We start from the raw sequence: 12,387 nt of genomic DNA, 5'->3' as shown, positions 1-12,387 counted from the left end.
CGGTGCGCCAAGTGGATAGACGCCGCGCGGGGGGTTTGTGACGGTACTGGTGCACAGCGGATCCGTCGAGAGTCCTTGTGCCCCAAGGGGTGTGACCCGTACGGCTGCTGACTGTGAGTGAAATATGATGTTCGCTGGCGGACGGGTGACGCAAGGTGCGTACGGGTGAACGTCCCTGCAGTATTGCAGCGCCAGCCCAGGGGGGGATCGCCATGTTCGGAATCGTCAAGCCCTGCTCTCATCGGCTCGGAGAGCGCCTGAAGGCCGAGTGGATGGCGCACCTGTGCGGGCTCTGCCTCGCCCTGCGTCGCGATCACGGTCAGTTCTCACGCCTTGTGACGAACTATGACGGGCTTCTCATCTCGGTCTTGACGGAGGCTCAGGCCGCTCCTGCAGGCACGGCCCGCCGTACGGCCGGACCGTGCATGCTGCGTGGACTGCGGACAGCGTCGGTGGCACAGGGGGAGGGGGCGCGGCTCGCCGCCGCCGTCTCGCTGGTGCTCGCCTCGGCGAAGATGCGCGACCACGTCGCCGACCGAGACGGACTGTTGGCCCGCAGGCCGGTGGCGGCCGCGGCGCGCCGGGTCGCCGCGGGCTGGGACCGGGCCGGGGCGCAGGGCGGAGCGGCGGTCGGGTTCGACACCGCTGTTCTCGTCGAGGCTGTCGACCGGCAGTCCGGCATCGAGATGCTGGCAGGGCCTGGAACCCCGGTTCTGACGGTCACCGAGCCGACCGAGACCGCGACCGCCGCCGCCTTCGCGCACACCGCGGTGCTGGCCGGACGGCCGGCCAATGCGGAGCCGCTGGCGGAGGCGGGGCGGCTCTTCGGGCGGCTCGCCCATCTGCTGGACGCCGTGGAGGACCGGCAGGCCGACGCGGTGTCGGGTGCCTGGAACCCCCTTGCTGCCACTGGTACGTCCCTTGCCGAGGCCCGCCGCCTCGCCGATGACGCCCTGCGCGGCATCCGGTTCGCCCTGCGGGAGACCGAGTTCGTCGAGGGCGGGCTGGTTCATCTGCTCCTCGTGCACGAGCTGCGGCGCTCCGTAGACCGGGCTTTCGGGACGGTGCCGAGGTGCGCTGCTCACCAGCCGGGAACGGGGCAGGCGAGGCAGTCGGGGCACACGGCCTCCGACCCTTGGGCGCAAGAGCCCAAACCGCCCCGCGGGTTGCTGGCCGGCTGCGGAGTGTTTCTCCTGATGTGCTGTAGCTGCAAGATGTGCTGCGCGGACGAGTACGAAGGGCCCTGGTCGCGCAGGAAGCGTGAGGGGTGCTACCAGCACTGCGACTGCTGCTGTGACTGTCCGTGTGACGGCTGCGACGGTTGCGACTGCTGCTGCCTCTGCGACGGTTGCTGAGCGCGACTTCGCGCCCCCCGCCATGCTTCGCTTCCTGGTGGACCGTCAGCGCGGGCCTGGATCGCGCCCGGCTCCCACGGTGGCCCCGCGCTGGCCGCTTCTGTCCTTCGCACACCCGGTGGCACACGGGAACGGTGACCGGGCCGAGGGGTCCGGCCTGCGCTGAACCGGTGGCGCACGCTCCGGTTGCGGTGAGCCTCTTGTGTGCCCGGCGTTCCGGAGTCATCCTCGCTAAGACATGTCAGGAACATGCCACCTCCCACGGTCTCACGGGCCCTCACCCCATAGGGCCTTCCGCTTCCCATGAGGAGGATCAGTGAGGATCAAGCGCACCCGACTGTTCGCCGTCGCCGTGGGTCTGGTCGCCGTGACCCTGGCGGGGGCACCCGTTGCCGGGGCCGCCGACGCCCCCGCCCGGGACGCTGCGCGGCTGGCCCGCGTTTCGGATGGTGTCACCCAGGCCGCGGTCGACGGCACCGCCTGGTATGTGGACCAGGCGTCCGGGCACGTCGTCGTCACCGCCGACAGCACGGTCGGCAAGGCGGGGATCACCCGCATCGAGAAGGCCGCGGGCAACGACCCGGGTGCCGTGGAAATCCGCCGCGTCGGTGGCGTGTTCCGACCCCTCCTGGGCGCCGGCGACGCCATCTACGGCGGCCAGTACCGCTGTTCGCTCGGCTTCAATGTGGTGGGCGGCGGCACCTACTCCTTCCTCACTGCCGGCCACTGCGGCAAGGTCGCCAAGACCTGGTACACCGACCCGTCCCACTCCACGCTCATCGGTCCGACCGTCGCCCATGACTTCCCCGGAAACGACTACGCGCTGGTCCGTTACGACAACACCGCCCTCCGCCACCCAGGGGGTTACACCGCCGCAGACGCCTACGTGGGCGAGAACGTCAAGCGCACCGGCTCCACCTCCGGCACCCATGGAGGCACCGTTACGGCTCTGAACGTCAGCGTCCGCTACCAGAGCGGCGGTACGGTCAGGGGCATGATCCAGACCGACGTCTGCGCCGAGCCCGGGGACTCCGGCGGGCCCCTCTACGACGGGACGAAGGCCCTCGGCCTCACCTCCGGTGGCAGCGGCGACTGCACCACTGGCGGGACGACGTTCTACCAGCCCGTGTCTGAGGCGCTGAGCGCGTACGGCGTCAGCCTCTACTGAGCAGGCCGGGCGAAACCCAGCGCGGCCGGGCGGTCCCTGAAGGTGCGTGGGGAACCGCGCGACCAGCCACGACGCTGCCGTTGACAACTGACGCTACGCAGTACGGCACTTCCGCCGGAGTGTTTGAGCACGCTCCGGACGCCGTCGGGCGCCGTGAAGTGAAGACACCAAGGAAAGACAGCAGTTGAAAGCCGGACGGCCGAAAGGCGCTCTTGTGCCGTCCGGCCGTCCGGCCGAAAGGCGCTCTTGTGCCGTCCGGCCGTCCGGCCGAATACTCCCCCCAGCGCTGGTCCGGGGCATGAGCGTCCGAAAACCAGCCGTGCCCCTGACTGCGCCTCACCGGCCCTGACCCCACACGGGCCCCCGACTTCCCTTGGAGGGAACGAGAAGTGAGGATCAAGCGCACCACTCCCCGCAGCGGTACGACGAGACGGACCCGGCTGATCGCCGTGGCCACCGGCTTCTTGGCCGCAGCCGCGTTCGCCGCCCCCACCGCGAACGCCGCCGTCGCCCACCCGTTCAGCACCGCCCAGCTCACCAGGGCGAGCCGCTCCGTCCTGAACGCGGACATACCCGGCACGGCATGGGCGGTCGACAGCAAGAGCAACCGCGTCGTCGTCACCGTCGACAGCTCGGTCTCCAAGGCCGGGATCGCCAGGATCAGAAAGCAGGCCGGCAGCAATGCGGGCGCGCTCACCATCAAGCACACACCCGGCAGGTTCAGCAAACTGATCACCGGCGGCGACGCCATCTACGGCGGCCAGTACCGCTGCTCGCTCGGGTTCAACGTGCGCAGCGGCAGCACGTACTACTTCCTGACCGCCGGGCACTGCGGCGAGGTCGCCTCCACCTGGTACAGCGACTCCAGACACCACACGGTGCTGGGCACCAACGTCGGATACAGCTTCCCGGGCAACGACTTCGCGCTGGTGCGGTACACCAACTCCTCCATCGCGCATCCCAGTGCGGTGGGTGGCCAGTCCATCACCAGGGCGGCCACGCCCCGGGTGGGCCAGACCGTCTACCGGCGCGGCTCCACCACCGGTACGCACGGCGGCCGGGTCACCGCGTTGAACGCCACCGTCAACTACGGCAGCGGCGACATCGTGCGCGGGCTGATCCAGACCACGGTCTGCGCCGAGGGCGGTGACAGCGGTGGTCCGCTGTACTACGGAACCACGGCCTACGGTCTGACGTCCGGTGGCAGTGGCAACTGCTCCTCGGGTGGCACGACCTTCTTCCAACCGGTGACCGAGGCGTTGAGCTACTACGGGGTCACCCTTCCCTGACGGTTCCCGTGGCGGTCCCGTCGGGTGCGGCCTCGCTCCGGTCACGGGGCGGGGCCGCGCGGTTCCCCGTGCTCATCACGCCGGCGGCTGCGGTTGGACGGTCCCCGTTGCGTTCCTCTTCCCGCCGTACGCGGAGACCGGCCGTCAACAGTGTCATCGCGACGCCGGCCAGTGCCCACGCCGACAGCACCAGGAGCGAGCTGGTGACGGCGTTGCCCTTGAAGTACGCGATCGAGCGGGCTGCCCAGGTACCCGCGCCCGGTGGCAGGGCCGGACCGATCGCCTGCCAGAACGGGGGCAACAGGGGGAAGGGGAAGGCACCGCCCGCGCTCGGGTTGCCCGCGATCACCACGAGCAGGATCGCCAGGCCGATGCCGATGATGCCGAAGACGCCTTGGAGTGCGAGCGTGGCCGCGCCGACGGCAAAGGTGATCAGTGCGCCCAGGCCCCAGTAGGCGGACACACTGCCGGGCAGGGCGCCCAGGATCGGCCCCACGATCACCGCGCCGCCCAGTCCGCCGGTGATCGCCACCACGGCCATCACGGCCAGTCTGATGAGTGCCCGCCGGGGGTTGGCGGGGCGGGCGCCGGTGCTGATCGCGAGGATCGATGCGCACAGATAGCCCCCCACGCACCAGCCGACGACCAGGTAGAAGGACGACAGGCCGTTGAAGTCCGTGGCCGCGGTGGGGGCCACGTCTACCACCCGGGTGGTGCGGTGTCCGGACTGTTCCACGGCAGTGACGAGGTTCTTCAGGGAAGTGGCGAGGGCGGTGCCGCCACCGGTGGCGACCAACAGGGTGTCGGTGGTGCCGCGCGGATCGACCAGCAGGGCGCCGTCGATGTCCCGGTTCAGGATCTGGCCGCGTGCGGTCGCCTCGTCGGCCACCGTGCGGGGGGCCAGGGGGGTACCGGGCAGCTGCTCCAGCCGGGCCACCGCCTGGGTGGCCGCGGGCTGGGGTGCGACGACCGCGAAGGGGACATTCCTGGGTTCCGGGTGGTGCAGGGCGCCCACGTAGGAGGCGATGAACAGCAGCTGGAGGGCGATCACACCGATGACGAGGAGCGTTGCCCGGGGGGTCACGGCGTCCTTCAGTTCGGCGCGGAGGGAGGGGTGGGGCGAGGCCGCCTCGGCTGTCCGTTTCATGTCCCTACGTTCCGGGTGGCCAGGCGTTTGCGCAGGTGGGACACGGCCGAACGGGCGTCGTACACATGTTCGAGAATGGAGGTATGGTGGAGAACGGGGTGGGGAACTGATGTTCGAGTATTGTTCGGGGTTTGCGAGTGCGGGAGGTGCGTGTGCCGGGCTTCACGCATCTACACACCGTCTCCGGGTTCTCCCTGAAATACGGGGCGTCCCATCCGGAGCGGCTGGCCGAGCGCGCCTCGGAGCGGGGTATGGACGCCCTCGCCCTCGCCGACCGTGACTCTCTCGCCGGTACGGTCCGCTTTGCCAAGGCCTGCGCCAGAGCGGGCGTGCGCCCGCTGTTCGGGGTGAACCTTGCGGTGGAGGCGTCGGAGCCGGTGCGGCGGGAGGGGGTGCCTACTGTCCGGGCGGAGCCGCGAGCCCCGGAGAGGCGTCGCACCCCGGTGCGGGGCGGTGCCTTCGTGGACGAGTCGGCGCCCCGGGTGACCTTCCTCGCCCAGGACGGTGCGCGGGGGTGGGCCGACTTGTGCCGGATCGTCACTGCGGCGCATGCGGGCGAGGGCAGTCCACTGCTGCCCTGGTCCGGCAATCGGGGTGATGGTCTCGTCGTGCTGCTCGGCCCCGGCTCCGACGTGGGCCGCGCGCTCACCGCGGGACGTTTCGACCGGGCTGTGGAACTCCTCACCCCATGGCGCGAGGTCTACGGGGATGCGCTGCGCCTGGAGGCGGTCTGGCACGGTCGCACGGGCACGGGGCCCGGCTCCCTGCGGCTGGCCGCCCGTACCGTCGGCTTCGCCGCCGAGCAGTGCGTCCGGCCCGTGCTCAGCAATGCCGTCCGGTACGCCGATCCGGGGCTGGGGCCGGTCGCCGACGTGCTGGACGCCGCCCGCCGCCTGGTCCCGGTCGACCCGCGCGGAGAGCTGGACTCCGGCGCGGCCTGGCTGAAGGACCCACCGGCCATGCGGCGGATCGCCGAGCGAGTGGTGGAGGCGGCGGGCTACCGGCGTGACACCGCCCACCGACTGCTGGAGCAGACCGCTACCACGGCCGCGGAGTGCCGGGTCGACCCCGAGCGCGACCTCGGTATCGGCACCGTCCACTTCCCCGAGCCGCACCTCGTCGGCGCCGGCCGCCGTACTGCCCAGCGGGCGCTCGCCTCGCGGGTGGTGGCGGGGATGGTGCGGCTCGGCTACGGCGCCAGGCGCGTCTACTGGGAGCGGATGCACCGCGAGCTGGACATCATCGCCCACCACGGCTTCGCCTCCTATTTCCTGACGGTAGCTCAGATAGTCGCCGACGTGCGAGAGATGGGGATCCGGGTGGCCGCGCGCGGTTCCGGCGCCGGCTCCCTCGTCAATCACCTGCTCGGGATCGCGCATGCCGATCCGGTCGAGCACGGACTGCTGATGGAGCGCTTCCTGTCCAAGGAGCGGGTCGTGCTGCCGGACATCGACATCGACGTGGAGTCCGCGCGCCGTCTCGAGGTGTACCGGGCGATCATCGACCGGTTCGGTGCGGAGCGGGTCGCCACCGTCTCGATGCCGGAGACCTACCGGGTCCGGCACGCCGTCCGGGACGTGGGGGCCGCCCTGTCCATGGATCCGGCGGACATCGACCGGATCGCCAAGTCCTTTCCGCACATCCGGGCGCGAGATGCCCGTGCAGCACTGGAGGAGCTGCCCGAACTGAAGGAATTGGCCGAGGAGTTTCAGCGGAACGGCGCGCGGTACGGCGGGCTGTGGGAACTGGTCGAGGCGCTCGACGCCCTGCCGCGCGGGATCGCCATGCATCCGTGCGGGGTGCTGCTCTCCGACGCCTCCCTGCTCGCCCGTACGCCGGTGGTGCCGACCAGCGGCGAGGGACTTCCCATGTCGCAGTTCGACAAGGAGGACGTGGAGGACCTCGGGCTGCTCAAGCTGGACGTGCTGGGGGTGCGGATGCAGTCGGCGATGGCGCACGCGGTCGCCGAGGTGGAGCGGGTGACAGGGGAGCGGGTCGACCTGGATGCGCTGCCGCCGGGTGACTCGGCGACGTACCGGCTCATCCGGTCCGCCGAGACGTTGGGCTGCTTCCAGATCGAGTCGCCGGGCCAGCGCGACCTGGTGGGACGGTTGCAGCCGAGCACCTTTCACGACCTGGTCGTCGACATTTCGCTGTTCCGGCCCGGCCCGGTCGCTGCCGATATGGTGCGGCCGTTCATCGAGGCGCGGCATGGACGGGCGCCGGTGCGGTATCCGCACCCGCACTTGGAGGAGGCGTTGAGGGGGACCTACGGGGTCGTGGTCTTCCACGAGCAGGTCATCGACATCATCGCCGTTATGACCGGCTGCGGTCGCGGCGAGGCCGATCGGGTGCGGCGCGGGCTGTCGGACCCGGAGTCGCAGGGGCGGATCAAGGTCTGGTTCACGCAGGCTGCAGCGGCGGGAGGCTACAGCGCAGAAGCGATTCGGTGCACCTGGGGGATCATTGAGGCGTTCGGGTCGTACGGCTTCTGCAAGGCGCACGCGGTCGCCTTCGCCGTGCCGACGTACCAGTCGGCGTGGCTGAAGGCCCATCACCCAGCTGCTTTCTATGCCGGGTTGCTCACCCATGACCCCGGGATGTACCCGAAGCGGCTGCTGCTGGCGGACGCGCGGCGGCGCGGGGTGCCGATCCTGCCCCTGGACGTGAACGTCTCCGGAGTGACCCACAAGATCGAACTGGTGTCCGAATCTCCCGCGGTGTGGGGGTTGCGGCTCGCCCTCTGCGACGTGCACGGCATCAGCGCAGCCGAGGCGAAGCGGATCGAGGGCGGCCAGCCGTACTCCTCGCTACTGGACTTCTGGGAGCGGGCCCGACCGAGCCGGCCGCTCGCCGGACGGCTCGCCCAGGTGGGTGCGCTGGACGCCTTCGGCGCCAACCGGCGCGACCTGCAACTGCATCTGACCGAGCTGCACCGGGGTGCCCGACGCGGTGGCGGACAACTTCCCTTGGCGGGAGGCAGGAAGACCGCACCGGCGGGACTGCCGGCTCTGACATCGGCGGAGCAGCTCAGCGCCGAGTTGGGCGTGCTGTCCATGGACGCCTCACGCAATCTGATGGACGATCACCAGGAGTTCCTGAAGGAGCTGGGCGTGGTCTTCGCACGTCGGTTGCGCGAGGTCCGGCACGGTGAGACCGTGCTGGTCGCGGGAGCCAAGGCGGCCACCCAGACCCCGCCGATCCTTCACCGCACCAAGTCAAGCCCGTACGGGGAGGCGACCGCGCGGGAGCCGCAGCGGATCATCTTCGTCACCCTCGACGACTCGACCGGCCTGATAGACCTGGCTTTCTTCAGCGACAGTCAGGCCGACTGCGCGCACACGATCTTTCACAGCTGGCTGCTGCTGGTCCGTGGGAAAGTCCAACGCCGCGGGCCACGTTCGCTCAGTGTTGTCGGCTCTGCCGCGTGGGATCTGATGGAACTGGCGGAGTTGCGCCGGTCCGGAGACCTCGATGCTGTGGCGGATCGATTGGCGGAGCGTCAGGAGCGCCCTGACCCTGAGGCGAGAAAGCCTGGTCGAACAATTCAAGTGGCCAACGGCGTCGAAATGGATCCATGGGCGGATCTGAGGCCCGCTGGTGGTGCCTCTATGGAAGGCCGCAAGTTCTGGCACTCCAGTCCTGGAAGCGCAGGGTGATCGAGATGGCCGTTATCTATATCCAGGCGCCAGGACCGCCTCGGGAAACATGGGAGACACTTCTTCAGGTACTGGGCGACATCACCCCGGTTGTCGAGGCCGTTCCTCCCGACGCCGTATTGGCGGATGTGAGTGGGAGCGTTCGCTATTTCGATTGCGACGCTGTTGAGATTGCGCGGCTGGTGCGTGTGCGCGTACTGGCGTTGTACGGCCTTGACTGTGCTGTCGGTGTGGCTCCCAATCCCATGCTCGCCAGGATGGCCGGGCATCATGGACCGCCTGGTGCCGTTCGCTGCATCACGGATACCCCACAGGGAATCTCCGGCTTCCTGAATCCAAAGCCAGTAGCGGTCCTGCACGGAGTGGGGCCGAAGACGGCTCGCGTGCTCTGCGAGTACGGGTTGGACAGTATCGGCAAGGTGGCAGGAACTTCTGAGGCCACCCTGCAGAGGATCCTGGGTGCGAAGATGGGGCGTCTTGTGCACGAGCGGGCCCATGGCATCGACCGGACACGCGTGGTACCGCAGGCTCCGCCTAAGTCGACCAGCGCTGAATGGCGATTCGGCAGGCACGAGGTCGATGGATCCGTACGTCGCGGTGCGCTACTCGGACTTGCCGTTGATGTCGGGAGGCAATTGAGAACGGACGGCCAGGTGGCCCGCGCACTTACGCTCACAGTTCATTACGCGGATCGGTCTATGACCACCCGGAGGAGAGTGCTTCCAGAACCCACGGCTCACACTCCGGTACTGGCGGGCACCGCACAAGCACTGCACGATGCCTTGGGACTTCAGCGGGCACGGGTGACAGCCCTTTCCTTGAGAGCCGAGGACCTGACGGCCGATCAGCTATCCGGTCAGCAGCTCACCTTCGATCGGCAGGCGGAAAGCGCCCGCCGACTTGAACCGGTCCTCGATCGAATCGCCGCAAGATGGCCTGGCTCGGTGGGGCCGGCGACCCTCGTACGGTCGTGACAGCGCCACGGCTGCCTTCAAGTCTCAACTCACCAACACAGGAGCCCTGTTGGTTGCCTGTCTTACCGCACTCGACCTGCCTCAGGCCCCGGTTGCGTGGTTCATCATGCCCATGGTCACCCGCGAGGGTGACCGTCGCTGCAAGCAGTCACTTCCGCTCCAGCGCGGCCAGCCGCAGCTCAAGCTGGTCTACCCGGTGCCGTAGCAGGGTGACTTGGGCTTCCAGGCTGACTTCCCGTTCCGCCCTGCGCTGGATGCGCGGTGACGCGGCGGCGCGCTCGATCACCGCGTCCAGCCGGACCAGTCGCTGCGGGCCGTTCGGGCCGTCCGCCAGCCGGGATTGGATTTCGCCGTTGCGGTACCAGGACCGCAGTGCCGAGCGGGAGACGCCGGTCTCCGCCTCCGCCTTGGCCAGCGTCACCCAGGGTGCCTCGTCCAGCTGCTCGAACAACTCCAGCTCGTTCTGCCAGCGCGCGAGCCGGTCCTCCCAGTCCGACGGTGTCTCCATGACACCCTCCCTTCAGCATGGTGACCCTGTCAATAACAGTGTATTGACAGGGTTGAGAGCATGGAAGCATGACTTTCGAGAGGTTCACGGTGAAGGCCCGCCAGGCGGTCGTAGCGGCCCAGGAGCAGGCAAGGAAGCTCAAGCACGACCACATCGGCACGGAGCACGTCCTGTTGGGGCTGCTCGACGTGCCGGACGGCACGGCGGCGAAAGTGCTGCACCGGCTCGGATACGACAAGGAGGCGGCGCGGGCCGACATCACCGCGGTGGTCAAGCCCGGCACGAAGGAGCTGAGCGGCCACATCCCCTTCGCGCCGGGCGCGAAGAAGACACTGGAACTCGCCCTGCGCGAGGCGCGGCAGCTGCACCACAACGACATCGGTACGGAACACATCCTGCTCGCCCTGGTCAGCGAAGGTGAGGGCGTCGGCGCGCAGGTGCTCGCCGAGCGGATCGATCCGATCGACAAGATCCGTGCCGCGGTACTCACGTCGTCGGAGGGATCACAGGACGTCACGGCTGGCCCATGGCCGGCCGGCACACCCGCCACCGAGGACACGGTGTTCACCGCCAGCGCGCTGGCTGGTGGCGCACCGGTCGGCAGCCATCACCTGCTGGAGGCGATGCTGCGGGCGGAGAACAGCATGGCGTCCAGGGTGCTGCGCGAACTCGGGGTCGACCCGGACGCGGTCGCCGCCAAGATCGACGAACTGGATCCGGAGACGACCACGGACGCGAACCCGGAGGAGACCGCCGCGCGAAAGATGGAAATCCGGCTGGTCGACGACGAGGTGCACCTGATCCTGCGGGACCCGACGACGATCACGCTTGCCAAGAAGGTCACGGAGCTGTCCGACAGTCCGATCCGGGGCGTCGGGCCGGTGGTCGGCATGTTCGTCCCGCTCTGGCGGTCGACGAACCAGCTGCTGCTGCAACTCCAGCGCATCCTGGAACCGGAACCCGAAGAAGAGGACGGAGCCGCCGAGAACAAGGTGGCCAAGGCCGTGCGCACGGTGCTCGCACCTCGGCTCCGCCGGTGAACCGGCTGATCAGTGCGCCGGACCCGGCCGGTGGGACAGGAGAGGACGGGGGCTTGGTGAGCGCAACCATCGCCATCGTTGGAGCTGGCTTGGGCGGCTTGGCCCTTGCCCGTGTGCTGCACGTGAACGGCATCAACGCCGTCGTCTACGAACGTGAACCGTCGCGCGGCGCGCGTGGTCAGGGCGGCATGCTCGACATCCACTCCGGCCAGCGGGCACTGCGCGAGGCCGGTCTGATCGACCAGTTCTACGCGATTGCCCGTGGTGAAGGCCAGGACATGCGTCTTCTCGAGCCGGATGGCACCCTGCTGCTCCAGGAGGACACGCCCGACGACGCCCCACTTGAGCGACCCGAGGTCGACCGCGTCGATCTGCGCAACCTGCTGCTGGATTCCCTCCCCGAAGACGTGGTGCGCTGGGGGCACGCGTTCACATCCGCCGACAACGGCGTGCTGCACTTCGCCGACGGCAGCAGTGCGACGTACGACCTGCTGGTCGGCGCGGACGGCGCGCAGTCCCGGGTCCGCGCGCTGCTCACCGACGCCCGCCCGGCGCATATCGGCCAGCACGTCGTCGAGGTCGGCATTCCCGACATCGACCGCACGCACCCCGAACTCGCGGCAATGGTAGGGCGCGGCAACTACTGGGTGCTCGGCAACGGACTATCCCTGGCGGCGCAGCGCAACGGCGACGGCCGCGTTCGCATCGGTCTCAGCTTCTACAACACCGCCGAGGACTGGTTCGCTACCAGCGGGATCCCATTCGACGACCCGGCCGCCGCCCGGGTGCGGCTGATCGAGCTGTTCGCCGGCTGGGACTCACGGTTCACCGCGCTGATCGCGGCCTGCGACGAAACGGTCCTCCCGCGCTCGATCAGCGCGTTCCCGGTCGGCCTGACCTGGCCGTCGACGCCAGGCGTCACGCTGCTCGGCGACGCCGCGCACCTGATGCCGCCGGTGGGACAGGGCGCCAACTTGGCGCTGCTCGACGGCGCCCTCCTCGGCCTCGCGCTGGTCGCGCACCCGGACGACTTCCCCGCCGCCGTCAAAGAATACGAACGCGAGATGTTCGAACGCACCAGCGCTGCCGCCCGAATGTCCGCGGACATGCAGGAATTATTGATGTCGCCGGACGCCAGCCGGAAAATGCTCGCGTTCTTCCAACCAGGTTGAATGTAACTGAATACGATCGGTCAACCGGCCACCCCTTCAGTGCGATCACCCGTGGTTCGGGCCTCTCGGTAGTCT

General features: G+C 69.1%; 9 protein-coding genes. 7 read left to right on the top strand and 2 right to left on the bottom strand.

Going from position 1 to position 12,387, the window contains the following annotated elements; genetic code table 11:
- Positions 1–212: 212 nt before the first annotated feature.
- The 3 genes from LK06_RS05580 (at position 213) to LK06_RS05570 (ending at position 3,812) form a co-directional block, all read left to right on the top strand.
- Complete coding sequence (locus LK06_RS05580) at positions 213–1,355, top strand: DUF5685 family protein (RefSeq protein ID WP_039651686.1); 1,143 nt, start codon at positions 213–215, stop codon at positions 1,353–1,355.
- 316 nt (positions 1,356–1,671) lie between these two features.
- Complete coding sequence (locus LK06_RS05575; protein WP_039651688.1) at positions 1,672–2,523, top strand: S1 family peptidase; 852 nt, start codon at positions 1,672–1,674, stop codon at positions 2,521–2,523.
- 389 nt (positions 2,524–2,912) lie between these two features.
- Complete coding sequence (locus tag LK06_RS05570; RefSeq protein ID WP_039651689.1) at positions 2,913–3,812, top strand: S1 family peptidase; 900 nt, start codon at positions 2,913–2,915, stop codon at positions 3,810–3,812.
- Here LK06_RS05570 and LK06_RS05565 read toward each other — a convergent pair.
- Positions 3,799–4,959: an ABC transporter permease gene (locus tag LK06_RS05565; protein ID WP_234367367.1), complete on the bottom strand. Its 1,161-nt coding sequence runs from the start codon at positions 4,957–4,959 to the stop codon at positions 3,799–3,801. The genes LK06_RS05570 and LK06_RS05565 overlap by 14 nt on opposite strands.
- Positions 4,960–5,111: 152 nt before the next feature.
- On the opposite strand from LK06_RS05565, the gene LK06_RS05560 reads away from it, so the two are divergent.
- Positions 5,112–8,618, top strand: coding sequence for a DNA polymerase III subunit alpha (locus LK06_RS05560; RefSeq protein ID WP_043409129.1), 3,507 nt, complete (start codon positions 5,112–5,114; stop codon positions 8,616–8,618).
- The gene (locus LK06_RS05555; RefSeq protein ID WP_324618351.1) at positions 8,537–9,592 is read left to right on the top strand and encodes a DNA polymerase Y family protein; all 1,056 of its coding nucleotides are present in this window, start codon (positions 8,537–8,539) and stop codon (positions 9,590–9,592) included. The genes LK06_RS05560 and LK06_RS05555 overlap by 82 nt, the downstream gene beginning before the upstream one ends.
- Positions 9,593–9,740: 148 nt before the next feature.
- On the opposite strand, the gene LK06_RS05550 is transcribed toward LK06_RS05555, so the two are convergent.
- Positions 9,741–10,100 carry a hypothetical protein gene (locus LK06_RS05550; RefSeq protein ID WP_043409104.1) on the bottom strand — a complete coding sequence of 120 codons (360 nt, stop codon included), beginning with the start codon at positions 10,098–10,100 and terminating at the stop codon, positions 9,741–9,743.
- A 68-nt stretch (positions 10,101–10,168) separates the two neighbouring features.
- On the opposite strand from LK06_RS05550, the gene LK06_RS05545 reads away from it, so the two are divergent.
- A complete protein-coding gene (locus tag LK06_RS05545) occupies positions 10,169–11,140 on the top strand; it encodes a Clp protease N-terminal domain-containing protein (RefSeq protein WP_043409101.1) in 972 nt (323 codons plus the stop codon).
- Between the two features lie 56 nt (positions 11,141–11,196).
- On the top strand, positions 11,197–12,312 hold the full coding sequence (locus LK06_RS05540; RefSeq protein WP_043409098.1) for an FAD-dependent oxidoreductase: 1,116 nt from the start codon (positions 11,197–11,199) through the stop codon (positions 12,310–12,312).
- The last annotated feature ends 75 nt before the right edge of the window (positions 12,313–12,387 follow it).

Origin of the sequence: Streptomyces pluripotens, assembly GCF_000802245.2 — a bacterium.
Classification (GTDB): domain Bacteria; phylum Actinomycetota; class Actinomycetes; order Streptomycetales; family Streptomycetaceae; genus Streptomyces; species Streptomyces pluripotens.
This window is presented reverse-complemented; position numbering and strand designations above follow the sequence as displayed.